The sequence below is a fragment of the Pseudomonas sp. OTU750018 genome, assembly GCF_011636575.1.
Classification (GTDB): domain Bacteria; phylum Pseudomonadota; class Gammaproteobacteria; order Pseudomonadales; family Pseudomonadaceae; genus Aquipseudomonas; species Aquipseudomonas peli.
In genome coordinates, this window is record NZ_JAAPAU010000001.1 from 133,156 (window position 1) to 157,079 (window position 23,924).

A 23,924-nucleotide genomic window follows, 5' to 3' on the forward strand; every position below is an offset into this window, starting at 1 on the left:
AAGGTCGGACTGCCACGTATCATTCGACCCCAGTCTGTCACCGGCGTTACAACCTGCCAAGGCTCGTCAGATCGCGACTTTTTGCAGGGTAATTCAGCGGCGTCCACCATTCGGGATCACATACATGCAGTTCAGCAAATCGAACAAGCTTGCCAACGTCTGCTACGACATCCGCGGGCCGGTGCTCAAGCACGCCAAACGCCTGGAAGAGGAAGGCCATCGCATCCTCAAGCTGAACATCGGCAACCCGGCACCGTTCGGTTTTGAAGCGCCTGAAGAAATTCTGCAGGATGTAATCCGTAACCTGCCCACAGCCCAGGGCTACAGCGACTCCAAGGGTCTGTTCAGCGCACGCAAGGCGGTCATGCAGTACTACCAGCAGAAGCAGGTAGAAGGCGTTGGTATCGAAGACATCTACCTGGGCAACGGCGTATCCGAGCTGATCGTGATGGCCATGCAGGCGCTGCTGAATAACGGTGATGAAGTACTGATCCCGGCACCGGACTACCCGCTGTGGACGGCGGCAGTGGCTCTTGCCGGTGGCAAGCCAGTGCATTACCTGTGCGACGAGCAGGCGGGCTGGTTCCCCGATATCGCCGACATGCGCGCGAAAATCACACCAAATACTAAAGCCCTGGTGCTGATCAACCCGAACAACCCGACTGGCGCGGTGTATTCCAAAGAAGTGTTGATGGACATCGTCGAACTGGCCCGTCAGCACAACCTGGTGCTGTTCTCCGACGAGATCTACGACAAGATTCTCTACGACGAAGCCCAGCATATTTCTACCGCATCGCTGGCTCCAGACGTGCTCTGCCTGACGTTCAATGGCCTGTCCAAGTCCTATCGCGTGGCGGGTTTCCGCTCCGGCTGGGTGGCGATTTCCGGGCCCAAGCACCGCGCACAGAGCTACATCGAAGGCATCGACATCCTCGCCAACATGCGCCTGTGCGCCAACGTGCCAAGCCAGCATGCGATTCAGACCGCCCTGGGCGGCTACCAGAGCATCAATGACCTGGTGTTGCCGCAAGGCCGCCTGCTGGAGCAGCGCAACCGCACCTGGGAACTGCTCAACGACATCCCCGGGGTCAGCTGCGTCAAACCGATGGGCGCGCTGTATGCCTTCCCGAAGATCGACCCAAAGGTCTGCCCGATCCACAACGACGAAAAGTTTGTGCTCGACCTGCTGCTCTCGGAAAAACTGCTGATCGTTCAAGGCACCGCGTTCAACTGGCCGTGGCCGGATCACTTCCGCGTGGTCACCTTGCCGCGCGTGGATGAGCTGGAAATGGCCATCGGCCGTATCGGCAGCTTCCTCAAGACTTACCAACAGTAATCGGAGCGCACATGAACCAGAGCAAACGCTACCTGCTAACCGGTGCCAGCTCTGGTATCGGTGCCGCTCTGGCCCGCGAGCTGGCGGCCAAGGGTTATGACCTGGCCCTGTCCGCACGCCGCGAAGACAGCCTGCACCTCTTGGCCGCCGAACTGCAGGCGCGCTTCAAGCGCAAAGTGGTGGTCTTGCCGTTGGATGTGACCGACTACGACGCATGCCAGGACGCCGTAGGCCTGGCCGCCAACCTGCTCGGTGGTCTGGACGGAATTATTGCCAATGCCGGTATCGCACTGACCGGTAAAGCCGGCGGTGGCCACTTCAAGCGCGCACGTTTGACCGTGGAAACCAACCTGATCGGCGCGATTGCCTGCCTGGATGCCGCCTGCGCACTGTTTCGTCAGCAAGGCCACGGCCACCTGGTTGCCGTCGCCTCAGTCGCCGGCAAACGAGGTTTGCCGCATACGGCGGCCTATTCGGCGAGCAAAGCTGGCCTGATCAGCTATATGGAAGCCACCCGTGCCGAGCTGCTAGGTAAGAACATCGACACCACCCTGCTGCTGCCGGGTTTTATCGACACGCCACTGAACAGCGATATGGCCAGCCGGCCATTTCTGATTGATGTAGAACGCGGCGCGGCGCTGATCGCCAAGCACATCGACAAACGCCATGTTAGCGCCTACGTGCCTGGCTGGCCCTGGGCGCTCCTGGGCCGCGTGCTGCCTTATCTTCCAACCTCAATGATTGGCAAATTCTGATGGACCTGCAGATCGACGACTTCTACAAGGATGCCGCCGCCGGCATGCTGACTCTGTACCAGGCGTTTCCGAGTAAATCCGCACTGTATGTGGAAGACCTGATCGGCCGCGAAGAGCCGGATGAGTTCGGCCTGCCCACACCACGTCATCAAAGTTGTCTGGGCGCCCTGCTGTGGCTGGCCGAGGAAGGCTATATCCGCTTCGACTCCACCATCGGTTACGACGCACTGGATCAGGCCGTGCTCAGCGAAAAGGGCTTTCTGCGCCTGACCCGCGGCGTGCCTCACGCCCTGCCAGAGGGTGACGCCCTGCCGCCCAGCGTGCGCCGCGTGCACGCCACCCTGGCCTTTCAGCTGCGCGAAGCGCTGGGCCAAAGGCATGGCGAGCGCATAGCCCGCCTGACTCGCCTGCTGTTCGAATCCAGCCTAAACGGGGCAAGCGACATAGTTTGAAATAGTCGCCAGGTTGAAGTGCCTGGGGGTGCGCCCTTATATAGCCGTCATATCCAAGAGTGGTCGTTGAAAACCCGGCGAAACAGCCAAAACAGGGTTTCAACGACCTTATAGAACGTTCTCGTGAGGAGTCTCAATACACCATGATGCGCATTATGCTGTTCCTGGCCACCAACATTGCGGTGTTGATCATCGCCAGCATCACCCTGAAATTGCTCGGGGTTGACCGCTTTACCGGCCAGAACTATGGCAGCCTGCTGGTTTTCTGCGCCGTGTTCGGTTTTGCCGGCTCGCTGGTCTCGCTGTTCCTGTCCAAGTGGATGGCGAAGATGAGCACCAAGACCGAAATCATCACCCAGCCACGCACCCGCCACGAACAGTGGCTGATGCAGACCGTGGAAGAACTGTCCCGCGAAGCCGGGATCAAGATGCCAGAAGTGGGTATCTTCCCGGCCTACGAGTCCAACGCCTTCGCTACCGGCTGGAACAAGAACGATGCCCTGGTAGCCGTCAGCCAGGGGCTTCTGGAGCGCTTCTCGCCTGACGAAGTACGTGCGGTATTGGCCCACGAAATCGGCCACGTGGCCAACGGCGACATGGTTACCCTGGCGCTGATTCAGGGCGTGGTGAACACCTTCGTGATGTTCTTCGCACGGATCTTCGGCAACTTTGTCGATAAGGTCATTCTGAAGAACGAAGACGGCCCAGGCATCGGTTACTTCGTTGCCACCATCTTCGCCGAGCTTGTTCTGGGCATCCTGGCCAGCATCATCGTTATGTGGTTCTCGCGTAAGCGCGAGTTCAAGGCTGACGAAGCTGGTGCACGCCTGGCCGGCACAGGTGCAATGATTGCTGCTCTGCAGCGCCTGCGCGCCGAACAGGAAGTGCCGGTCACCATGCCTAACAGCCTGACCGCGTTCGGCATCAACGGTGGCCTCAAAGGCGGCCTGGCTGGCCTGCTGATGACCCACCCGCCACTGGAAGTCCGCATTGAAGCCCTGCGTCAGCGCAGCTAAGTAGCAAAAGCAAAAAGGGCGACTCTTGAGTCGCCCTTTTTTGTGGCTGTGATTCAGTCTTTACGCAGCTGATAGACCCGCTCATCCAGGCGCTCAAGGCCGCGCTTTAAAAACCTCCAGTTATCGCCCAGCACATCGCCGCACACCAGCTCCTGCAAATGCCATTCAGGCGTATACAGGCGCTGCACCTCCTCATCTGCCACAGCGAAGGGCGGACCATCCATGCGCGTCTGGTCATAGTCCAAGCTCACCAGTAACCCCTGGCAGCGGCTGGGTAAGACTTGCGTCAAATGCGCCACATAACGCGCGCGCATTTCTGGCGGCAATGCAATCAGTGCGGCGCGGTCATACAGTGCGGAACAGCCAGCAAGCTGGTGAGCCGTCAGGGCGAAGAAATCACCGCAGTAGATTTCCACAGCGCCAGCCCGATACAGCCTGAGCGCGCCGACCTCACTGACCTCCGGCAGCAGCTTATGCTCGTCGAAGAAATCTTCCACTGCACGCTGCGCCAGCTCAACACCGACGACGTGATAACCCTGCCCCGCCAACCAGGCCAGATCCAGGCTCTTGCCACACAGCGGCACCAACACGCGCGTGCCCTCCGGCAAACCCAGCGCCGGCCAGTACTGCTGCAGATAGGGATTGACCTCAGGTAGATGAAAGCCGATTTCACTGCGCGCCCAACGTGCCTGCCAAAATTCTGCGTGCATACCCACTCCTGAAAAGACTCGACGAAAGATCGTGACGCACCCGGCCCATAAGACCAAGAAGCTCCACCCACGCAAACCATCTATTTAAGCGATTTAAATACCCAGTCTTTTACGCTTTTATGTACAGATTGACTGATGGAAGATGCAGGAAACCGATCAGGAGCCTGTCATGTCACTGCCCAGTTTATTTATCTCCCACGGCTCACCCATGCTGGCCCTGCAACCCGGCGCCAGCGGCCCCGCTCTTGCCCGCCTGGCCAGCCAACTACCCAAACCGCGCGCCATTGCGCTGGTTTCGGCGCACTGGGAAAGTCGTGAGTTGCGGGTTGGCAGCGCCGTATACCCACGAACCTGGCATGACTTTCACGGGTTTCCCGCTGAACTGTATCAGGTGCAATACCCAGCACCAGGCGAGCCCGAGCTGGCCGCCGAGATCGCCAATCTGCTGGAGCAAGCCGGCCTTCCGGCCCAGCTGGACCCTGAACGGCCGCTGGATCACGGCGCCTGGGTACCCCTGGCGCTGATGTACCCACAGGCGGATATACCTGTGGTGCAAATCTCCCTGCCCAGCCACCAGGGTCCAGTCTTGCAACGCCGTGTCGGCCAGGCATTGACCAGCTTACGCGCGCAAGGCGTGCTGCTGATCGGTTCGGGTAGCATCACCCACAACCTCGGCGAACTGGACTGGCATGCGGGTCCAGATGTCATCAAGCCCTGGGCGCAGGCTTTCCGCGACTGGATCGTGGATAAACTGACTACACAGGACAATGCCACCCTCGATGATTATCGCCGGCAAGCCCCCTATGCTGCGCGCAACCACCCCAGCGATGAACACTTGCTGCCGCTATTTTTTGCCGCAAGCACCGGCGGGCAGTTCAAGGTCGAGCACAGCGGCTTCACCCTGGGCGCACTGGGGATGGATATCTACAGCTTCACCTAAGCCCTATGCCCACAGAGTTACAGCAATAAAAAAGCCCCGCATTGAGCGGGGCTTTTTTATTCAGCGAAGTATCAATCTTCGCGATAACGACGCAGTTTCAGCGGCTTGCCACCGACGCGGGTGTCTTTCAACTTACCCAGCAGACGATCAAGACCTTCTTCCGGCAGCTCGACCAGGCTGAAGCTCTCGCGCACCTGAATGCGGCCGATGTCTTCACGGGTCAAACCACCTTCGTTGAGGATCGCACCCAGCAGGTTCTTCGCGGCAATCCCGTCACGCGCACCCAGGGCGGTGCGGCAACGCGCGCGGCCTTCGGCCAACGGCACCGGTGCACGGCGCTCGCGGCTGCCTTCACGATCAGGACGCTCACTGCGCTCGCTGCGTTCACGCGGAGCGCTGCTACCACTACCCGGAACCAACGGCTGATCACGTTGAACTTCAGCCAGGGTCAGGGCTTGGCCATTGGTGGCCTTGCGCAGGAGTGCTGCGGCCAGAGCACGTGGGCTGCAACCGATATCAGCCGTCAGGCGATCTAGGAGATCACCATGACTGGCTTCGGCATCGGCCACCAGTGGCGCCAAGCTGTTGGTCAACTTCTTGATGCGTGCGTCCAGTACTTGCTGAGCGTCCGGCAGCTTCACCTCACCCACTTTCTGCCCGGTTACACGCTCAATCACTTGCAGCATGCGGCGCTCACGTGGCGTTACCAGCAACAGGGCGCGACCGGTACGACCCGCACGGCCAGTACGGCCGATACGGTGCACGTACGATTCTGGGTCATATGGCATGTCCACGTTCATAACGTGGGTGATACGCGGCACATCGAGACCGCGAGCAGCAACGTCGGTGGCGATGACGATGTCCAGACGGCCATCCTTCAAGGACTCGATCACGCGCTCACGCTGGTTCTGAGCGATATCACCGTTCAGTGCAGCAGCCTTGTAACCCTTGGCTTCCAGCGCAGCGGCCAGGTCCAGGGTGGCTTGTTTAGTGCGCACGAAACCGATCAGCGCGTCGAACTCTTCGACTTCCAGCAGACGCAGGACAGCCGCGTGCTTCTGGTCGGCGTGGACCATCAGGTGCGCCTGCTCAATCGCAGTCACAGTCTGGGTCTTCGAAGCGATTTTGATATGTTGCGGATCGCGCAGGTGTTTTTCTGCGATGGCGCGGATCGAATGCGGCAGGGTCGCGGAGAACAGCACACTCTGACGGCTGGCTGGCATGGCTTCGAAGATCACTTCGAGGTCATCCATAAAGCCCAGCTTGAGCATTTCGTCAGCTTCGTCGAGGACCAAGTACTGAATGGTCGACAAGACTTTCTCATCACGACGCAGGTGGTCAACCAGACGACCCGGCGTAGCCACGATGACCTGTGCGCCCTGACGGATAGCCTTCAGCTGCGGGCCCATCGGTGCGCCGCCGTAAACGGCAACCACATTCAGACCTGGCATCTGCTTGGAATAGGTTTCAAAGGCGGTGGCCACTTGCAGGGCCAGCTCGCGGGTTGGCGCGAGGATCAGCGCCTGCGGTTCTTTCTTGGCTGGGTCGATCTTCGACAGGATCGGCAGCGCAAAAGCAGCGGTTTTACCGGTACCGGTCTGGGCCTGACCGATCATGTCCTGACCGGACAGAATTACGGGAATGGCCTGCGCCTGAATCGGCGACGGCTCTTCGTAACCAACAGCGGTCAGTGCAGCGAGAATATTGGAGTTGAGTCCGAGTGCGGCGAAGCCGCCGGTTTCCTGGGTCATGGGTCTGCCTCTAGTGCATCCGCAAAGACCCATGTTCCAAAGCTGCGCATGCCGTGTAAGACCCGAGAGTCACCCTGGCAGCCATGTCGGCGGGGATTTGCGAAAACGTGTGATAAATGAATCGTCAAGGGTAGTCCGCAAAACGGACTAACTGCCAAAGTAAACCTTCGGGCGAGTTGTACTACCTGAACGTGGCCAAGAATTGACCGGCGCGCACTATACCGGAAAACCTGGCCGATGTGCCTGTTTTTCCATCAACCAAGTATAAAAAATGCATAAGCAGCACCTATAACGTGCCATACAGCCATCCTCTGATAGCCTGCAACTGCCATGCTGTAACGGCCTCAACCCCAGCTCACCTACCTGCGCACAAGGACTCCCAGCCATGACCCAAAGCACCAGCGGCCGCGTCAGCCGTGAAAAACGTGGCCAGATCATGTTGATCGGCCTGGACCGAGCGAGCAAACGCAACGCCTTCGATATGCCCATGTTGGATGATCTGTGCCGGGCTTACGGCGAGTTCGAGCGCGACAGCGATGCGCGTGTGGCGCTGGTATTTGCCCATGGTGAACACTTCACCGCTGGTTTGGACCTGGCAAACGTAGCGGCGCAATTTGCCGCCGGCTGGAAGATCCCTGACGACGGCTGTGACCCTTGGGGCGTGTTCGGCGGGCCGCGAGTGAGCAAACCTGTGATCGTCGCTGCTCAGGGTTACTGCTATACGATCGGTATCGAACTGATGCTGGCCTCGGATATCAACCTGTGCGCCAGCAATACCCGCTTCGCGCAGATGGAAGTGCAGCGCGGGATCTTTCCGTTCGGCGGCGCCACCTTGCGCATGCACCAGAGCGCGGGCTGGGGCAATGCCATGCGCTGGCTACTGACCGGCGATGAGTTCGATGCTCACGAAGCCTATCGCCTGGGGTTGATCCAGCAGGTGGTGGCCAGTGAAGAGCTGCTGCCCAAGGCACTGTGGCTGGCTGAACGCATTGCCGCACAAGCCCCGCTGGGTGTGCAGGCTACCCTGGCATCGGCGCGCCAGGCGGTGGTCGAAGGCCCGGCTGCCGCAGCCGCCAGCCTGCACCCGACCGTGACTCGCTTGATGGCCAGTGAAGATGCGCAGGAAGGCGTGCGAGCGATGCTGGAACGCCGTCCGGGCGACTTTAAAGGGCGTTGAGCGTGATCAGGTCGCAGGACGCACCGCTTTGATCAACGACTCCAGCGAATAACCGAACTGCGGCGCCAGCAGCTCATTGCGGCGCCGCAGTTCGGTAAAGTCGATGTTCTGCTCAAGATCCGCCGGCACCAGCAACACGACATTGCCCTCCTTCACCGGGCACTCCCAGTAATGCCGGTGGTAGAGACCGCGCAGCAGCGGCGCACCCAGTGGTTTGCCGTCGTTGCCGGCCCACTGGTTGATAATCAGCCAGCCGCCAGGGTTAAGCTGCTTTTGGCAGTTTTCCAGAAAACGCCAGGCCAGATGCCCAGTCGCCGGGCCATGGTCGGTGTACAGGTCGACAAACAGCAGGTCGGTCTTTTCCGCGCTTTCCAGCAGTTCCAACGCATCGCCGATACGAATGGTCAGGCGCGGATCATCGGTCAGCCCCATGTGCTCCATGGCGAGGCGCGGCACATCGGCGCGCAGCTCGATCACCTCAACATCGTCCAGCGGCAGAAACTTCAGGCAAGCCTGGGTCAGGTTGCCGGCGCCAAGGCCGAGAAACAGCGCACTTTCCGGGTGTTCATGGCACAACGCGCCAAGCAGCATGGCGCGGGTGTAGTCGTACTCCAGCCAGCTGGGGTCCGGCATATAGACGCAGCTCTGCTCAATCGCCTCACCAAATTCGAGAAAGCGATACGCGCCCATTTCGACTACCTGGATAACGCCGAAGGCATCATGCACTTCGGCGATCAACAGCGGGTCCGGCATCTGCCCAACCGGGGGTAAACCTGGCATCCACCACTCTCCACCGTGACATCCCCGACCATTTCGGCCAGAGGAAAGGCGCTAATTGTCATTGAGGCACCCTCCCCTGGTCACGCGATAATTTGCCGCAGTCGGGTGCGCCGGTTTGGTGCTGTGCGACTACAACAATAAAAACAATGATCGAGGTTTGCCATGTACGCCATTATCGGTGCCGGCCCCATGGGGCTGTGTACAGCACGTCAACTGCAAAAGTACGGTATCGACTTTGTCGGTTTCGAACTGCACGCGGATGTTGGCGGCCTATGGGATATCGATAATCCGCACAGCACCATGTACGACTCGGCGCACCTGATTTCCTCCAAGGGCACCACCCAGTTCAGCGAATTTCCGATGCGCGCCGAGGTAGCCCCCTACCCGCATCACAGTGAAATGCGCCGTTACTTCCGCGACTACGCCAAGCACTTCGGCCTGTATGCGCACTACCAATTCAACACTCGCGTGGTGGAAATTCAGCGCCTGGATAAGGGCTGGAAGCTGATCAGCGAGTACGACGGCGTACAGCGTGAGTGGCTGTTCGACGGCGTACTGATGGCCAACGGCACCCTGCATACGCCCAATCAGCCGGCGCTACCCGGCACGTTTACCGGCGAGCTGATGCATTCCAGCGACTACCGCTCGGCAGCGGTGTTCGACGGTAAGCGCGTGCTGGTGATCGGCTGCGGCAACTCGGCCTGCGACATCGCCGTGGACGCTGTGCACCGCGCCATCTCGGTGGACCTCTCGGTGCGTCGCGGCTATTACTTCCTGCCCAAATTCACCCTGGGCCGGCCGACCGACACGCTCGGCGGCGCGATCAAGCTGCCGCGCCCGTTCAAGCAATTCCTCGATGGCCTGCTGATACGCGCACTGGTCGGCAAACCTTCGCAATACGGCCTGCCCGACCCGGACTACAAGCTCTACGAGTCACACCCGGTGATGAACTCCCTAGTGCTGCATTACCTCGGCCATGGCGATATCAAGGCGCGCCGCGATGTGGCCAAAATCGACGGTTTGCAGGTGACCTTCAGCGATGGCGAACAGGCCGAGTACGACCTGATTCTGCAAGGCACCGGCTACAAACTCGACTACCCCTTTATCGACCGTGCGCACCTTAACTGGCCGAGCAACGCCGGCGCGCCGCAGCTGTACCTGAATGTGTTCCATCCCGAGTACGACGATCTGTTTATGCTGGGCATGGTCGAAGCCTCAGGCCTTGGCTGGCAGGGCCGTGACGAGCAGGCTGAGCTGGTGGCGCTTTATATCAAAGGACTGCAAGCCGGCAGCCAGGCGGCCAAAGACTTCCAGGCGCTCAAACGCGAACGCGCCGGCATACGCCTGGACGGCGGCTACCAGTACCTGCAACTGGAGCGCATGGCCTACTACGTGCACAAGGACAGCTATCGTCAAAGCATCGCGCAGCACAGCAATAGCCTGCGCGCCGGCCTGGCTGCGCTGCCTGCTACCGCCAGCCGCACTGTTGAAGGAAGCCTGTGATGGAGCCGGTGAATATCCAGTTCGACCCCAGCAGCCTGGTGCTGATCAACATCATCCTCGCCGTGATGATGTTCGGCGTCTCGCTGGACCTGCGTCTGGATGACTTCAAACGCATTGTCCGCGAGCCCAAGGCACCGCTGATTGGCCTGCTCGCGCAATTTGTCCTGCTGCCGGCGCTGACCTGTCTGGCCTGCTGGGCGCTGCGTATCGAGCCGATGCTGGCCCTGGGCATGATGCTGGTGGCGGCCTGCCCCGGCGGCAGCTTCTCCAACATCATGACCTGGATGGCGCGGGGCAACGTCGCGGTCTCGGTGAGCATGACCGCGGTATCCAGCCTCGCGGCCAGCGTACTGACGCCGCTGAACTTCGGCTTTTACGCCTGGCTCAATCCGCTGACCCGACCACTGCTGACGCAGATCGCCATGGACCCGGTCAGCCTGCTGCTGTTGGTGCTGCTGGTACTCGGCCTGCCGCTGATCGCCGGTATGTGGATCGGCCGGCGCTTTCCTGGCCTGTCGCTCAAGGTGGAAAAGCCACTGCGCATCTTTGCCCTGCTGGTGATGCTGGCCTTCGTCACCCTGGCCTTTAGCCGCAACTTCGACCAGTTTATCGCCCATTTTCATCTGTTCTTCTGGCTGGTGGTGGCGCACAACGCCCTGGCGTTGTCGGTGGGCTACGGATGCGCGCGGCTGTCCGGGTTGCCGGCAGCGGATCGTCGGGCGATCACCCTGGAAGTCGGTATCCAGAACTCGGCCCTGGGCCTGGTGATCATCTTCACCTTCTTCCCGCAGGCCAGCGGCATGCTGCTGATCGCCGCGTTCTGGGGCTGCTGGCACCTGGTCAGCGGCCTGGCCCTGGCCTTTATCTGGTCCCGTCGGCCACCCGCAAGCCTGCCACTTACACCTGCGGCCCTGGCCAACGCTGGAGAAAAATAATGCCCACCATTTTGATCACCGGGGCCGCCAGCGGCCTCGGCTGGCAGCTTGCGCGCGCCTATCACGACCAAGGCTGCAACCTGCTGCTCACCGATATCAACGCAGACGGCCTGAACGCGCGGGTAAATGAACTGGGCGCCGAGCGGGTAATCGGCCTGGCCGGCGATATCACCGACCCGCAGCTGCATCAGCAATTGCTGAAAACCTGCAGCGAGCGCTTCGGCGGCCTGGATGTGCTGATCAACAACGCCGGCATCACCCACCGCTCGCCGACTATGCAGACCGACCCAGCGGTGCTGCGCAAGGTCATGGCCGTCGACTACCAGGCGCCCGTGGAACTGACTCTGAGCGCCCTGCCGTTGCTGCGCCAGAGCCGTGGGCAGATCATCGCCATTGGTTCCATGGCCGGCTGGATGCCGGTGCTCGGTCGCGCCGGCTATTGCGCGGCTAAAAGCGCCCTCGGCCAGTTCTTCGAGGTGCTGCGCGCTGAGGCCGCCCGCGACGGCATCAAGATGCTGCTGGTGTACCCCAGCTTTCTCGACACTCAGATCGAACAGAACGCCCTCGGCGGCGATGGCCAGCAGGCGCAGCACGGCCGCTCAACCGTAGGCCAGATACGCGGCGCCGACTGGATGGCCGCGCAGATTCTCCAGGCGCAAATGCAAGGCCGCGAACGCCTGTTCCCCGACCGTGGCAGCTGGTTGGCCAGCCTGCTCTGGCGCATCGCCCCGGGTTTCTACTACCGCAAGATGAGCGCGCGCTTCGCCGGGGAGATGGGCTGATGGAGGTTATCTGGCTGACCCTGGCCGGTTTTATCCTGCTGGCCTACACCCTGGAGGCGATCACCGGTTTCGGCAGCATCGTGATTGCCCTGTCACTGGGTGCCCTGCTGCTGCCCATCGACCAGCTACTGCCGGTGCTGGTGCCGCTGAATATCTGCATGACCGGTTACCTGGTCTGGCGACACCGACAAATGATCGACCGCCGCCTGCTGCTGGGCATGATCCTGCCCGGCATGCTGCTCGGCACGGCTATCGGCTATGCCCTGCTGCCCTTCCTGGACGCTGCCCTGGCCAAGCGCCTGTTTGGCGCACTGGTACTGTGGTTTGCTGCCCGCGAACTGTGGCGTCTGCGTCATGCGACCGTGCAGCCCATGCGGCCCATGTGGCTTAGCCGCCTGCTCAGCCTGTGCGCAGGCATCAGTCACGGTCTGTTCGCCTCCGGCGGCCCGCTGCTGGTGTTCGCCCTGGCCGGTACGCAACTGGACAAGGCGCGCCTGCGCGCCACCCTGGTCACGGTGTGGTTCACCCTCAACAGCCTGCTGACCCTGGCCTTTCTGCTCGACGGCCGCCTGCTGCCCGCCCTGCCGCAAGTCGCCAGTTACGCGCCGTTGCTGCTGATCGGTGTGTGGCTGGGTGAACGCCTGCACCAACGCTTCAACGAACAACATTTCCGCATTGCCATCTACCTGTTGCTGCTGGTCACCGGCGGCCTGCTACTCGCGCCCTGGAGTCTGCTATGAGCCACGACATCATCATCAAAAACGGCCTGTACTTCGACGGCAGCAACCAGCCAGGGCAGCTGCGGCATATCGGCATCAAGGACGGACGCATCGATGTACTCAGCCTCAGCCCGCTGGATGAAAGCGGTTGCCCCGAGGTGCTGGATGCTGCCGGCAAGTGGGTCACCCCGGGCTTTCTGGAAATCCACTCGCACTACGACGCCGAAGTGATCGCTGCGCCAGCATTGAAGGAATCGGTGCGCCACGGCGTCACCAGCGTGACCATCGGTTCCTGCTCGATCAGCATGGTGTTGGCCGATGCCGAGGACTGTTCCGACCTGTTCACCCGCGTCGAAGCGGTGCCGCGTGAATACGTGCTGCCGATTCTTAAAGAGAAGAAAACCTGGCGCGACGCCGCCGGTTACCGCGCGTTCTATGACCAGCAGCCGCTGGGACCGAATGTCAGCTCCTTCCTTGGCCACTCCGAACTGCGCGTGGCGGTAATGGGCCTGGAGCGCGCCACCAGCCAGGTCAAACCGACCGAAGCCGAACTTGCACGCATGGAGCAACTGCTGGAAGAGGCGCTGGACGCCGGCTGCATCGGCCTATCGGTGATGACCACGCGCCTGGACAAGATGGATGGCGACCGCGCCTGGTCCAGCCCACTGCCCTCGACCTTCGCCAGCTGGACGGAGTTCTCCCGCCTGTTCGCCATCCTGCGCCGGCGTGGTGCGGTGATGCAGGGCGCACCGAACGCGGTGACCAAGGTCAATGTGTTCGCCTTCCTCTGGCAGGCCCACGGCTGGTTCCGCCAACCGCTGAAGTGTTCAATGCTGACCGCCCTGGACCTGAAATCCCAGCCGCTGCTGCATTACTTCACCCGCCTCTCTGGCTGGCTGGCCAACCGCGTGCTGGGCGGCCATTTCCGCTGGCAGACTCTTCCAGCGCCCTTCACCCTGCGCCTGGAAGGGCTGAATGTGAACGCCTTCGAGGAGTTCGGTGCGGGCGAGATCCTGCGCAACATCAAAGACCCAGACGAGCTGTACGCCAAGGTGCTGGAGCCGGAGTTCCGCGCGCTGTTCAAAAAGCAGGTCAAGGCCGTGCTGACCAAGGGTTTGTGGCACCGCGACTTCTCCGACTGCTGGGTAACCGAATGCCCGGACGCCAGCATGGTTGGCCAAAACTTCAAGCAGCTCGGCGCCGCCCGTGGCCTGGACCCGGTGGACGCCTACTTCGAGCTGGCCTGCCAGTACCGCGAGGCACTGAAGTGGACCACCTGCTACGGTAACCAGCGCGAGGCGGTGATGCACAAGCTGCTCTCCAGCCCCTGGACCCAGCCGGGCTTCGCTGACTCCGGCGCACACCTGCGTTCCATCGCCCAGTACAACTTCCCGCTGCGCTTCCTTAAATACGTGCGCGATGCCGAACTTACCGGTACGCCGTTTATGGACATGGGCCGCGCCATTCACCGCCTAACTGGAGAGCTGGCGGACTTTATCGGCATCGACGCCGGCACTATCCGCGTTGGCGACCGTGCTGATGTGGTGATCGTCAACCCAGCCGGGCTGACCGATGAGCTGGACGACATCCATGAAGCGCCGATGGACGTGCTCGGCCTGGAGCGCGTGGTCAAACGCAATGACGCAGCGGTGGACGCTACCCTGATCAACGGTCGCATCGCCTACCGCCGCGGCGCCGAGTTCCCCGACGCGCTGGGCAAGCAAGCCGGCTTTGGCAGCTTTCTGCCGGGGCGTGACGTTGCGCCGCGCACAGCGCCAGCAGCAGGTTTCAAACCCGCCACGGCCTGAGCCGTACGTCACCATGCAGCGGCTCTATCGCGCCTATCGGCTTGCCGGTCATGGCTTATCGGTTACCATGCCCGTCCGCCTAAATTGACTTAAGCCGAGAGCCGCAATGTCGCAACCCTGGAGCCCTGAAAGCTGGAGAGCCAAACCGATCCAGCAACAACCGCAGTACCCGAACGCCGCGCAACTGGCCCAGGTCGAGCAGACCCTGGCCGGTTATCCGCCGCTGGTGTTTGCCGGTGAAGCCCGTGAACTGCGTCGACAGTTTGCCGAAGTCACCCAGGGTCGCGCGTTTCTCTTGCAGGGTGGCGATTGCGCCGAGAGCTTCGCCGAGTTCAGCGCGGCAAAAATCCGCGACACCTTCAAGGTGCTGCTGCAAATGGCCATTGTCATGACCTTCGCCGCCGGCTGCCCGGTGGTCAAAGTCGGGCGCATGGCCGGCCAGTTCGCCAAACCGCGCTCGGCCAATGATGAAACCATCGACGGCGTGACCCTGCCCGCCTACCGCGGCGATATCGTCAACGGTATCGGTTTTGACTCGGCCAGCCGCGTGCCAGACCCGGAGCGCCTGCTGCAGGCCTACCACCAGTCCACGGCTTCTTTGAACCTGCTGCGCGCCTTTGCCCAGGGCGGATTCGCCGACCTGCATCAGGTGCACCAGTGGAACCTCGACTTTATTGCCAACTCGGCGCTCGGCGAGAAGTACAGCCAGCTGGCTGACCGCATCGACGAAACCCTGGCCTTTATGCGTGCCTGCGGCATGGACGGCGCGGCGCAAGTGCGTGAAACCAGCTTTTTCACCGCCCACGAGGCGCTGCTGCTGAACTACGAGCAAGCCTTTGTGCGCAAGGACAGCCTTACCGGCGGCTGGTATGACTGCTCGGCGCATATGCTGTGGATCGGCGACCGCACCCGTCAGCTGGACGGCGCGCATGTCGAGTTCCTGCGCGGCGTCGGCAACCCGATTGGGGTGAAAGTCGGCCCGAGTATGGGCAGCGAAGACCTGATTCGCCTGATCGATATCCTCAACCCGGACAACGATCCCGGCCGCCTCAACCTGATCGTGCGCATGGGCGCCGACAAGGTCGAAGCCGGTCTGCCGCGCCTGATCCAGACCGTGCAACGCGAAGGTCGCCAGGTGCTGTGGAGCAGTGACCCGATGCACGGCAACACCATCAAGGCCTCAAGCGGCTACAAGACCCGCGACTTTGCGCAGATTCTTGCCGAAGTGAAGCAGTTCTTCGCCGTGCACCAGGCCGAGGGCAGCTATGCCGGTGGTATCCATATCGAGATGACCGGGCAGAATGTCACCGAGTGCATCGGCGGCGCGCGGCCGATCACCGAAGACGGCCTGTCGGATCGCTACCACACCCACTGCGACCCACGGATGAACGCCGACCAGTCGCTGGAGCTGGCCTTCCTGATCGCCGAAACCCTTAAGCAAGTACGCCGCTAAAGGCGGCTACCAACCCCCGCTGCTACGTCGCAAATGGCGCAGCAGCGGGATGCATTCAGGCAATCAGGCGTTCACGCAAACGCCCGAGCATGCCGAGCAAACTGCCAACCTTCTCCCGATCCCGCTCTTCACGCGGCTGCTGCGCCAGGCGGGTAACGACCTGCGCCGGCTGCGCACGCCAGATCTGCGCCTGTTCGGCCGCTGCCAACAAGCCCTTGTCGAACAGCCCGCGCCGAATCGGCTTGGGCAGGTAACGGAAAATCTGCGCTTCGTTGATCAATTTGAGCAGCGCCTGGGTATCGCAGAACGGCGTAACCACCAGGCTGAGCAGACGTGGATGGGCCTGGGCTAGGCTTTTCAGCAGTGGTGCAGTGTCTTCCCCAGCCACTTGCAGGTCACTGACCAGCAGATCAATCGGCTGACTGTTTAGCAGCATCACGGCGTCGCTCAGCGAAGCCGCGCGCAGCAGACGATGACCGCCGGCCACGCAGAACTCGGCCACCACATCCAGAGTCGACGCATCCTCATCCAGGAGCAGCACATTGAGCGCCGCCTGCGGTATGACTGCCGAGACTTTCGGTGCCTGCAACTGGCGTGCAGCTATCTGCGCTGCCTGGCGCAGGGTGAAGGCCATTTCCTGCTGATCCCAGGGCTTGGTCAGGTAACGGAAGATACCGCCACTATTGAGCGCCTCCACGGCGGCATCCAGGTCTGAGTAGCCGGTCAGCAGAATGCGCAGGGTATCGGGGGCAATCTCACGCGCCTGGGCCAGCAGCTCGGCACCGCTCATCTGTGGCATGCGCTGGTCGCTGACGATGATCTGCACATTCTCGCTTTTCAGCCGCTCCAGGGCGCGACGCGGGTCGCTCTCGGTCAGCACTTCATATTCACGGCGAAACTGCAGGGCCAGGCTGCGCAGAATGCGCTCTTCATCATCAACAAACAGAATACGAATCTGCTCACTCATATCAGGCACTCCGTTGTAGTGGCAGCGCCTGCGGGCGCGGCAGGCGGATCAGAAAGCGCGTACCGCGCCCAGGCTCGGACGCTGCGCGGATCTGCCCGCCGTGGTCCTGGATGATCTTGTAGCTGATTGATAGCCCCAGGCCGGTGCCCTGGCCCACCGGTTTGGTGGTAAAGAACGGATCGAAGATGCGCGCCAGCACTTCAGGTGGCATACCACGCCCGGAATCCTGTACGGAAAGGCACACGGCACTGTCGTCGGCCCAGGTTTTCACCAAGATCTGACCGAAGCCGTCGATGGCCTGGGCGGCGTTGTTGAGCAGGTTGAGCAGCACCTGGTTGATCTGCGACGGCGCACAGGGAATGCGCGGCAACTCGCCAAGCTGCAGGATGGTTTCGGCCTTGTCCTTGATGCCGTTGCGGGCAATCACCAGGGCGCTGCGGATGCACTCATTGAGGTCGACCTCCTCGCTCATCGCGCGATCCAGACGGGCGAAATCCTTCAGCCCGACCACCAGTTCGGCAATCTGCTCCAGGCCATAGAGGGTGTCGCTGAACAGCTGAGTAAAGTCCTCCACCAGCAGTTCCGGAGCAGCCTTAGTGCGGGCTTCGGCAGCAACCTCCAGGGCCATGGTCAGGCGCGCCTCATCACAGGTCGGATCGTTCAGGCAATCGCCCAGAACAGCCTGCGCCTCGGCCAGTTCAAACAGCGGCGCACTCAGTTCGCGCAGTAGCTGCACATTGTTTTTCACATAACCCAGCGGGGTGTTCAGCTCGTGGGCGACGCCGGCGACCATCTGCCCCAGGGACGCCATCTTCTCTGACTGCACCAGTTGAGTCTGCGATTCCTTGAGTTCAACAAGCGCCTTGCGCAGCACCAAATTGCGCTGAGCGATGCGCGCCTCCATGGCCTTGAGCAGATCGAGCACAGTGCCCAGACCGCGATATAGGCCCTGGGCGTCGACCAGGATAAAGTCTTCGGTAATCGGGTATTGCAGCTGCCCGGTGATCTGCTTGGCCGCTTCTTCCAAACTAGTCTCCAAGCTGACCACCAGCGGTGCCGCATTCATCACCTCTTGCACCGCGTGACGGCCGCGCAAATCGCGACCGAAGCGCTGCATAAAGATGTCCTGCAAGGTGGTGCGACTGACCAGGCCCAGTGGCCGGCCGGCGCTATCTACAATGGGCAGCGAGAGAAAAGCTTTGAGCTCCGGCGTCAGAAGACGATCCGCCACATCGGCGATGCTCATGTCTGCAGCCAACGGCGAAACCGGCTTGAGCAAGCGCGTGAGCGCGCTGGCAGTGGTCATCGGCAGACTCCCTGTGCGTTGGAAAGCCGCCATTCAACCAGCGCCAAGTTGCCGCCATGTGACAGTCATCACATTTAACCCCTCACGCCAGAGCCTTGCGCGCCTCCCTTCGAAACGCTGTTGCCGTTTAATTACCGACTGCCGCGCGCTATGGTGGCTGCTCAACTCTGCAAGGATGGTGTTATGACCTGGTATATCTGGCTGTTCATACTTCTGGTATTGGGCTCCATCGTGGGCGGCTTGATGGTGCTGCTGCGCACCGCCAAACCACTGCCCTTGAGCGAGGAACAGCTGACAAAGATTCACCAGCGTGAACGCGAACAGGCAGCCAAGGACGCTGACCAACGCTAACCCCCTCACAAGGATGTTTCATGCCACTGCATCTGCGCCTGCTGCTCCCCGCCCTGTGCCTGGCAAGTGGGTTTGCCCTGGGTTATATCCACCTGGCGGGGTTGGCCGCTGGAGCCGCACTCGGTGCATGGCTGTTGTATGTCGAAAAGCACCTACACCCAGCACTGTGGACCGGACTGAGCCTGCTGGCCTGCATTGCCTTTGCCGCACACCTCGTCCCAGGCTTTAGCGCCACACCGTTATGGCCGCCACGCCAACTCAGCGTCGATGCCGCGCCATACGCGCTGCGCCTGTCCTGGGACAAGCTGCTGGTCGGTGTCACGCTGCTGGCCTGGTGGTTGGGACAGATAACGCCGAGCAAGCCACTGTCCAAAAACATCTGGCTCACCGCCGCACTGACGTTGCTCGGTGTACCGCTGATGGCGTTGGCGCTGGGCTTGGTGGGCTGGCAGCCGAAATGGCCAGACGGGCTTTGGCTGTGGTTGGCGGTCAACCTGGGAGTGGCCGTGCTGGCCGAAGAATTACTGTTTCGCGGCTTGTTGCAGCGCCACCTGGTCAGTTGGCTCGGTGCCTGGGCGGGGATTGGACTGACGACGCTGCTGTTTGCCGCGGTGCACCTGCCCTTCAGTCCTTTATTCTCTGTGGTCGCCGGGGTCGCCGGACTGGGCTATGGGTTGATTTTTCATTTCAGCGGACGCATCAGCCTGGCCATCGCCCTGCATGGTGCAGTTAATGTGCTGCACCTGCTGCTGCTGAGCTATCCGTTGCGCGCGGCATGACCGCAACCTGATAGCGGCTAAAAATCGCTTCCAACTGGCCGCTATCGCGCAGCGGCTCATACAGCGCCACAAACTGCTCAGGCGTGATCGGCGACTGCGGGCGTAACAGCACATGATGGCGATAGCGCTGGTCGGCACGCTCGGAAATTAACAACTGCCCTGCGTATTGCCGATTACGCTCCAGAAAATCCCCAATGTAGGAGCGCGTGACCAAGGCGATCTCCGCCCGTTCGTGCAATACCATCAATAGATTGCTTTCGTGGGAATGGGTCAAGGTGGCGTTAAAGGTCTTGGTCAGGTGTTCAGGCGAGGAATCAAAGCCGGCAAAGGCATAGTGATAGCCATGATAGAGGGCCAAGCGCTTGTCTTTGAGCGAGTCGAAATAGTCTTGACCACGGTTCGCCTTTGCGCGGGCGACAAACACTTCAGAGTCTTCCAGCCCCATGTCCAGAGCCACATGTGGGACGTTCTGCCAGCCCCAACCGGGGTTCTCGAAAATCGCCAGGTCGATACGCTGCTGCTTGAAATCACGAAAGCGCCGCTTAACCGCGGTTGGCACCATGACAAAGTGGAAATCCGTTTGGGCCTGATTCAGTGCCACGACCAACTCTTCGAGCAAGCCGGTGGAGCGCGTCTGCTCGGCTTTGAACACATAAGGTGGGAAGTACACAGAGGCCACGCGCACTTCCTGCGCGGCCATAAGTGGCCCGGCGAGCAACAACGCCAAACCCGTGCCCAGCCCTCTAATTACCCTGCGTCCTAAGAACCCCATTTGACGACAACTTCCTTATTTTTTTGAGTACCAGCAGCCTACCCCAGGAAAATCTGACCGAACAGAGCGTTTTCAGTCATTTATAAGTGCCGATGCGTCACGCAGATGGTAGCGATTAAGCAACTTATCCAGCTGTTTATCATGATTGAGTTGCTCAAGCAGCCGGGCAAAAGTGTGTGGCTGTATCGTCGACTCCGGACGGAAGAGTGCTTGGTGCTGGTATATCTGATCGACTCGCTGGGAAACCAGCAACGCGCTGCTTTGCTCAGGGTAGTGCTGCTGATACGAGCGTAGGTATGAACGTGTCACGACGGCCACATCGGCGCGACCGCGCAGGAGCATGATCAGATTGCTGTCGTGGGAATAGGTCAACACCGCGTTGAATGCATGGGTTAAAAACTGTTTGTCCGAGTTAAACCCGGCAAAACCATAGTGATAGCCGCTGTACAGGGCCATCCGTTTACCCGCGAACTCGTCGAAATAATGCTCATCACGACCTGGCTGCCGACGTGCCACATAGACTTCGGCATCTTCGACACGCAGGTCCAGCGCAGTGTGCGGGGTATCCTGCCAGCCCCAAACTGGGGACTCGAACAGCATCAGGTCGAAACGACCACTTTGCAGATCGCGATAACGCCGCATGGCTGAGGTCGCGACCAGGCTGAAGCGGTAGTCGCTTTGCATCTGATTGAGTGCCTGCAGCAATTCGGGCAGCAGCCCGCCAGGGCGCTCGCTTTCGGGTTTAATCACATAAGGAGGGAAATGGTAGGCCCCCACTCGTACATCTTCTGCGGCCTGCACAGCGCACACCGCAGAAAACATCAATCCGAGCAGTACCCACCGTAACAACGCGGCCACACAGCGAACCTCAGAAAAAACGCAGCGACTTCTTCCGTGACCTAAGACACCAGTAATCCATTGGCGCCAAAATACTATCAATAGGCCATGTAGCGTAGCTGAATTTCCTCAAGCGTCCTTTAGTACCAGCGACAGGGCCTCTTCGGCCAGTTGATCAAGAGTCATGGGGCCTTCAGGACGGAACCAGGTTGTGGTCCAACTCAGCGCACCCGTCAGCAGGCGACGCAGAATAAACGGGTCAGCCTTGAAGTAACCGGCCGCCTTCGCCTCGCCCAACACCTGCAGCCAAAGCTGCTCATAGTTATCGCGCAGCTCCAGAATAAACGCCTGACCAGGCTCCGACAGCGAACGCCATTCGTACACCAGCACCGCCATGGCCTCACCGGTGCCACCCATGATTGATTGCAGCTCGCAGCGGATCAGCGCCAGCACACGGCCGCGCAGGTCCGTCGCTTCGGCCAGCGAAGCCTGCATCAACGCGGTGTTGTAGCGGATGGTTTCTTCCATCACCGAACGCAGGATCTCGTCCTTACTCTTGAAGTGATGAAAGATGCTGCCGGACTGAATGCCCACGGCACTGGCCAGATCACGCACCGTGGTGCGTTCATAACCCTTGCTGCGAAACAGGTGTGCTGCGGTTTGCAGCAGCTTGCCGCGTGCACTGTCCGGATCGGTGATCTGTCCGCTGGCCACCAGTTGCTGCATCACCGCCTGCGCTTGTTGATCATCCACGCTAAGTACTCTCCAACTCTCTTTATGCCTCGGGCCAAGCGGCCCAGCCTGCAATTGCACGCTGGTTCTCAGCTGGTTTACCCAAGTGCTTGTCGTTATTAGTGAAATTTATGCTGCACCAGCCACCCAAGCAAGCGCTTGGCCACACTTTCGGTTAGAAAGATTCGCCCCGGGGCTTTTCAACCAAGCGCTTGCTTGGTAGCCTTCGATTCACCTTATTCATGTGTTGCGGACCTATTCCAATGACTAAAACCGTACGCATCGGCTGCGCTTCCGCCTTCTGGGGCGACACCAGCACCGCCGCCGCCCAGCTGGTAAAGGGCACCGAACTGGATTACCTGGTATTCGACTACCTGGCCGAAGTGACCATGTCGATCATGGCTGGCGCGCGGATGAAGAAGCCGGATGAAGGCTACGCCCGCGACTTTGTTGAAGTGCTGACACCGCTGCTGGGCGAGATCGCCGCGAAGAACATCCGCGTGATCAGCAACGCCGGCGGCGTCAATCCAAGCGCCTGCGCGGCTGCCCTGGCCGCTGCCTGTGAGCAAGCTGGGGTTAACCTGAAGATTGCCGTGCTGCATGGCGACAACCTGCAACCCAAGCTCGGTGAACTGGCCAAGGCCGGCACAGTCGAGATGTTCAGTGGCGCGCCATTGCCGCCCTTCTGCGTGTCGGTCAACGCCTACCTCGGCGCCCCGGGTATTGTCGAAGCCTTGAAACTGGGTGCGGATATCGTCATCACCGGTCGCGTAGTCGACAGCGCCGTGGTCAGCGCCGCGCTGGTGCATGAATTCGGTTGGAACTGGAGCGACTACGACCAGCTGGCTCAGGCCGCGCTGGCCGGGCATATCATCGAATGCGGCGCGCAGTGTACCGGCGGCAACTTCACCGACTGGGAAAGCGTGCCGGACTACGAACATATCGGCTTCCCCGTGGTGGAAGTGGCAGCCGACGGCAGCTTTGTCGTGACCAAGCCGGATGGTTCCGGCGGCTTGGTCACGCCTTTTACCGTGGGCGAGCAGATGCTCTATGAAATCGGCGACCCACGGGCCTATTACCTGCCCGACGTGCTCTGCGATTTCACCCAGGTGCAACTGAGCCAGGTCGGCGACAACCGTGTGGAGCTGAAAGGCGCGCGCGGCCTGCCGCCAACTGATCAGTACAAAGTCAGCGCCACCCACCCGGACGGTTTCCGTTGTACCGCTAGCTGCTTGATGGCCGGCATTGATGCGGTGAAGAAAGCCCAGCGCGTCAGCCAGGCGATCATCCGCAAGACCGAGGAAATGTTCACCGAGCGCGGCTGGGGGCCCTACAAGGAAGTCAGCATCGAACTGCTCGGTTCCGAAGCCACCTACGGCCCGCGTGGCCAGCGCAGCGACACCCGCGAGATCGTGATCAAGATCGCCGTGCGCCATGCCAAGAAAGAAGCCCTGGTGCTGTTCTCCCGCGAGATCGCTCAGGCTGCCACCGGCATGGCACCGGGCCTGACCGGCATCGTCGGCGGCCGTCCTACGGTTTACCCGGTGATCCGCCTGTTCAGCTTTCTCGCTGACAAAGGTGCCTGTGCCATGGAAGTGGAACTGAACGGCGAACGCACACCGGTCGCACTGCCGCAGATCAAGGTGCTGGACAGCGCGCAGATTGCTGCCGATATCGCCGCCCCGCAGCCAAGCGGCCAGGCCGACGCCTGCGTACCGCTGATCAAGTTGGCTGTAGCGCGCTCTGGCGACAAGGGCAACCACAGCAATATTGGTGTAATGGCCAGAAAGCCCGATTACTTGGCCTGGATCGCCGCTGCGCTAACAGAGGGAGCCGTGGCCGAATGGATGCAGCACGCGCTGGATGCGCAAACCGGCAAGGTCAGCCGCTGGTATCTGCCCGGCAGCCATAGCCTGAACTTCCTGCTGGAGAACGCTCTGGGCGGCGGCGGCGTCGCCTCCCTGCGCATCGACCCGCAAGGCAAGGCCTTCGCCCAACAGTTGCTGGAATTCCCGATACCGGTGCCCAAGGCGCTGGCCGCTAGCCTCGAACAAGGACAATAA

Annotated in this window: 23 protein-coding genes; 15 read left to right on the forward strand and 8 right to left on the reverse strand. The window is 60.9% G+C overall.

Features of this window, described 5'->3' with window-relative positions:
• The first annotated feature begins 124 nt into the window (after positions 1–124).
• From HCI85_RS00690 to htpX, 4 genes are all read left to right on the forward strand, one after another.
• Positions 125–1,336, forward strand: coding sequence for a pyridoxal phosphate-dependent aminotransferase (locus HCI85_RS00690; protein ID WP_090247908.1), 1,212 nt, complete (start codon positions 125–127; stop codon positions 1,334–1,336).
• 11 nt (positions 1,337–1,347) lie between these two features.
• On the forward strand, positions 1,348–2,091 hold the full coding sequence (locus tag HCI85_RS00695; RefSeq protein WP_167141071.1) for an SDR family NAD(P)-dependent oxidoreductase: 744 nt from the start codon (positions 1,348–1,350) through the stop codon (positions 2,089–2,091).
• Positions 2,091–2,543, forward strand: a complete 453-nt coding sequence (locus HCI85_RS00700; RefSeq protein ID WP_160084860.1) for a hypothetical protein — start codon at positions 2,091–2,093, stop codon at positions 2,541–2,543. The genes HCI85_RS00695 and HCI85_RS00700 overlap by 1 nt, the downstream gene beginning before the upstream one ends.
• A gap of 143 nt (positions 2,544–2,686) precedes the next feature.
• On the forward strand, positions 2,687–3,559 hold the full coding sequence (gene htpX, locus HCI85_RS00705) for a protease HtpX (RefSeq protein ID WP_167141073.1): 873 nt from the start codon (positions 2,687–2,689) through the stop codon (positions 3,557–3,559).
• A 53-nt stretch (positions 3,560–3,612) separates the two neighbouring features.
• On the opposite strand, the gene HCI85_RS00710 is transcribed toward htpX, so the two are convergent.
• Positions 3,613–4,269, reverse strand: coding sequence for a thiopurine S-methyltransferase (locus tag HCI85_RS00710; RefSeq protein WP_167141075.1), 657 nt, complete (start codon positions 4,267–4,269; stop codon positions 3,613–3,615).
• Positions 4,270–4,438: 169 nt separating this feature from the next.
• On the opposite strand from HCI85_RS00710, the gene HCI85_RS00715 reads away from it, so the two are divergent.
• Positions 4,439–5,209, forward strand: a complete 771-nt coding sequence (locus HCI85_RS00715; protein ID WP_167141077.1) for a DODA-type extradiol aromatic ring-opening family dioxygenase — start codon at positions 4,439–4,441, stop codon at positions 5,207–5,209.
• A 71-nt stretch (positions 5,210–5,280) separates the two neighbouring features.
• Here the strand turns inward: HCI85_RS00715 and HCI85_RS00720 are convergent, their stop codons facing one another.
• The gene (locus HCI85_RS00720) at positions 5,281–6,993 is read right to left on the reverse strand and encodes a DEAD/DEAH box helicase (protein ID WP_169852824.1); all 1,713 of its coding nucleotides are present in this window, start codon (positions 6,991–6,993) and stop codon (positions 5,281–5,283) included.
• A gap of 352 nt (positions 6,994–7,345) precedes the next feature.
• Between HCI85_RS00720 and HCI85_RS00725 the strand changes: the two genes are divergently transcribed.
• A complete protein-coding gene (locus HCI85_RS00725) occupies positions 7,346–8,137 on the forward strand; it encodes a crotonase/enoyl-CoA hydratase family protein (RefSeq protein ID WP_090247917.1) in 792 nt (263 codons plus the stop codon).
• Positions 8,138–8,143: 6 nt separating this feature from the next.
• Here the strand turns inward: HCI85_RS00725 and HCI85_RS00730 are convergent, their stop codons facing one another.
• Entirely contained in the window at positions 8,144–8,917 is a 774-nt protein-coding gene (locus HCI85_RS00730) for a spermidine synthase (protein WP_167141080.1), read from the reverse strand.
• A gap of 162 nt (positions 8,918–9,079) precedes the next feature.
• Here HCI85_RS00730 and HCI85_RS00735 point away from each other — a divergent pair, with 162 nt between their 5' ends.
• The 6 genes from HCI85_RS00735 to HCI85_RS00760 all read left to right on the forward strand — a co-directional run bounded on the left by HCI85_RS00735 (position 9,080) and on the right by HCI85_RS00760 (position 16,117).
• A complete protein-coding gene (locus tag HCI85_RS00735) occupies positions 9,080–10,420 on the forward strand; it encodes a flavin-containing monooxygenase (RefSeq protein ID WP_167141082.1) in 1,341 nt (446 codons plus the stop codon).
• Positions 10,420–11,355 carry a bile acid:sodium symporter family protein gene (locus HCI85_RS00740; protein WP_167141084.1) on the forward strand — a complete coding sequence of 312 codons (936 nt, stop codon included), beginning with the start codon at positions 10,420–10,422 and terminating at the stop codon, positions 11,353–11,355. The genes HCI85_RS00735 and HCI85_RS00740 overlap by 1 nt, the downstream gene beginning before the upstream one ends.
• On the forward strand, positions 11,355–12,137 hold the full coding sequence (locus HCI85_RS00745; RefSeq protein WP_167141086.1) for an SDR family oxidoreductase: 783 nt from the start codon (positions 11,355–11,357) through the stop codon (positions 12,135–12,137). The genes HCI85_RS00740 and HCI85_RS00745 overlap by 1 nt, the downstream gene beginning before the upstream one ends.
• A complete protein-coding gene (locus HCI85_RS00750; RefSeq protein ID WP_167141088.1) occupies positions 12,137–12,877 on the forward strand; it encodes a sulfite exporter TauE/SafE family protein in 741 nt (246 codons plus the stop codon). Before HCI85_RS00745 ends, HCI85_RS00750 begins: the two co-directional genes overlap by 1 nt.
• Positions 12,874–14,664: an N-acyl-D-amino-acid deacylase family protein gene (locus tag HCI85_RS00755; RefSeq protein ID WP_167141090.1), complete on the forward strand. Its 1,791-nt coding sequence runs from the start codon at positions 12,874–12,876 to the stop codon at positions 14,662–14,664. The genes HCI85_RS00750 and HCI85_RS00755 overlap by 4 nt, the downstream gene beginning before the upstream one ends.
• Positions 14,665–14,770: 106 nt before the next feature.
• Positions 14,771–16,117 (forward strand): class II 3-deoxy-7-phosphoheptulonate synthase, encoded by a 1,347-nt coding sequence (locus tag HCI85_RS00760; protein ID WP_160084870.1) that lies wholly within the window; start codon positions 14,771–14,773, stop codon positions 16,115–16,117.
• Positions 16,118–16,172: 55 nt separating this feature from the next.
• Here HCI85_RS00760 and HCI85_RS00765 read toward each other — a convergent pair whose 3' ends face one another.
• Positions 16,173–17,084 carry a response regulator gene (locus HCI85_RS00765; RefSeq protein ID WP_167141092.1) on the reverse strand — a complete coding sequence of 304 codons (912 nt, stop codon included), beginning with the start codon at positions 17,082–17,084 and terminating at the stop codon, positions 16,173–16,175.
• Between the two features lies 1 nt (position 17,085).
• Positions 17,086–18,390, reverse strand: a complete 1,305-nt coding sequence (locus tag HCI85_RS00770; protein ID WP_167141100.1) for an ATP-binding protein — start codon at positions 18,388–18,390, stop codon at positions 17,086–17,088.
• Positions 18,391–18,573: 183 nt separating this feature from the next.
• Here HCI85_RS00770 and HCI85_RS00775 point away from each other — a divergent pair, with 183 nt between their 5' ends.
• Entirely contained in the window at positions 18,574–18,741 is a 168-nt protein-coding gene (locus HCI85_RS00775; protein ID WP_090247932.1) for a DUF2897 family protein, read from the forward strand.
• Positions 18,742–18,761: 20 nt separating this feature from the next.
• Positions 18,762–19,520: a CPBP family intramembrane glutamic endopeptidase gene (locus HCI85_RS00780; RefSeq protein ID WP_167141102.1), complete on the forward strand. Its 759-nt coding sequence runs from the start codon at positions 18,762–18,764 to the stop codon at positions 19,518–19,520.
• Here HCI85_RS00780 and HCI85_RS00785 read toward each other — a convergent pair.
• The 3 genes from HCI85_RS00785 to HCI85_RS00795 all read right to left on the reverse strand — a co-directional run bounded on the left by HCI85_RS00785 (position 19,471) and on the right by HCI85_RS00795 (position 21,882).
• The gene (locus HCI85_RS00785) at positions 19,471–20,292 is read right to left on the reverse strand and encodes an amino acid ABC transporter substrate-binding protein (RefSeq protein WP_446730766.1); all 822 of its coding nucleotides are present in this window, start codon (positions 20,290–20,292) and stop codon (positions 19,471–19,473) included. The genes HCI85_RS00780 and HCI85_RS00785 overlap by 50 nt on opposite strands.
• A 72-nt stretch (positions 20,293–20,364) precedes the next feature.
• The gene (locus tag HCI85_RS00790) at positions 20,365–21,150 is read right to left on the reverse strand and encodes a substrate-binding periplasmic protein (RefSeq protein WP_241693705.1); all 786 of its coding nucleotides are present in this window, start codon (positions 21,148–21,150) and stop codon (positions 20,365–20,367) included.
• Between the two features lie 108 nt (positions 21,151–21,258).
• Positions 21,259–21,882, reverse strand: coding sequence for a TetR/AcrR family transcriptional regulator (locus HCI85_RS00795; RefSeq protein ID WP_179960907.1), 624 nt, complete (start codon positions 21,880–21,882; stop codon positions 21,259–21,261).
• Between the two features lie 242 nt (positions 21,883–22,124).
• Here HCI85_RS00795 and HCI85_RS00800 point away from each other — a divergent pair, with 242 nt between their 5' ends.
• Positions 22,125–23,924: an acyclic terpene utilization AtuA family protein gene (locus HCI85_RS00800; protein WP_167141104.1), complete on the forward strand. Its 1,800-nt coding sequence runs from the start codon at positions 22,125–22,127 to the stop codon at positions 23,922–23,924.

Excerpts from the sequence above, each read along its gene's own strand:
- HCI85_RS00690 (WP_090247908.1), top strand. The coding sequence starts at position 125 with ATGCAGTTCAGCAAATCGAACAAGCTTGCCAACGTCTGCTACGACATC.
- HCI85_RS00695 (WP_167141071.1), top strand. The coding sequence starts at position 1,348 with ATGAACCAGAGCAAACGCTACCTGCTAACCGGTGCCAGCTCTGGTATC.
- HCI85_RS00700 (WP_160084860.1), top strand. The coding sequence starts at position 2,091 with ATGGACCTGCAGATCGACGACTTCTACAAGGATGCCGCCGCCGGCATG.
- htpX (WP_167141073.1), top strand. The coding sequence starts at position 2,687 with ATGATGCGCATTATGCTGTTCCTGGCCACCAACATTGCGGTGTTGATC.
- HCI85_RS00710 (WP_167141075.1), bottom strand. The coding sequence starts at position 4,269 with ATGCACGCAGAATTTTGGCAGGCACGTTGGGCGCGCAGTGAAATCGGC.
- HCI85_RS00715 (WP_167141077.1), top strand. The coding sequence starts at position 4,439 with ATGTCACTGCCCAGTTTATTTATCTCCCACGGCTCACCCATGCTGGCC.
- HCI85_RS00720 (WP_169852824.1), bottom strand. The coding sequence starts at position 6,993 with ATGGGTCTTTGCGGATGCACTAGAGGCAGACCCATGACCCAGGAAACC.
- HCI85_RS00725 (WP_090247917.1), top strand. The coding sequence starts at position 7,346 with ATGACCCAAAGCACCAGCGGCCGCGTCAGCCGTGAAAAACGTGGCCAG.
- HCI85_RS00730 (WP_167141080.1), bottom strand. The coding sequence starts at position 8,917 with ATGCCAGGTTTACCCCCGGTTGGGCAGATGCCGGACCCGCTGTTGATC.
- HCI85_RS00735 (WP_167141082.1), top strand. The coding sequence starts at position 9,080 with ATGTACGCCATTATCGGTGCCGGCCCCATGGGGCTGTGTACAGCACGT.
- HCI85_RS00740 (WP_167141084.1), top strand. The coding sequence starts at position 10,420 with ATGGAGCCGGTGAATATCCAGTTCGACCCCAGCAGCCTGGTGCTGATC.
- HCI85_RS00745 (WP_167141086.1), top strand. The coding sequence starts at position 11,355 with ATGCCCACCATTTTGATCACCGGGGCCGCCAGCGGCCTCGGCTGGCAG.
- HCI85_RS00750 (WP_167141088.1), top strand. The coding sequence starts at position 12,137 with ATGGAGGTTATCTGGCTGACCCTGGCCGGTTTTATCCTGCTGGCCTAC.
- HCI85_RS00755 (WP_167141090.1), top strand. The coding sequence starts at position 12,874 with ATGAGCCACGACATCATCATCAAAAACGGCCTGTACTTCGACGGCAGC.
- HCI85_RS00760 (WP_160084870.1), top strand. The coding sequence starts at position 14,771 with ATGTCGCAACCCTGGAGCCCTGAAAGCTGGAGAGCCAAACCGATCCAG.
- HCI85_RS00765 (WP_167141092.1), bottom strand. The coding sequence starts at position 17,084 with ATGAGTGAGCAGATTCGTATTCTGTTTGTTGATGATGAAGAGCGCATT.
- HCI85_RS00770 (WP_167141100.1), bottom strand. The coding sequence starts at position 18,390 with ATGACCACTGCCAGCGCGCTCACGCGCTTGCTCAAGCCGGTTTCGCCG.
- HCI85_RS00775 (WP_090247932.1), top strand. The coding sequence starts at position 18,574 with ATGACCTGGTATATCTGGCTGTTCATACTTCTGGTATTGGGCTCCATC.
- HCI85_RS00780 (WP_167141102.1), top strand. The coding sequence starts at position 18,762 with ATGCCACTGCATCTGCGCCTGCTGCTCCCCGCCCTGTGCCTGGCAAGT.
- HCI85_RS00785 (WP_446730766.1), bottom strand. The coding sequence starts at position 20,292 with ATGGGGTTCTTAGGACGCAGGGTAATTAGAGGGCTGGGCACGGGTTTG.
- HCI85_RS00800 (WP_167141104.1), top strand. The coding sequence starts at position 22,125 with ATGACTAAAACCGTACGCATCGGCTGCGCTTCCGCCTTCTGGGGCGAC.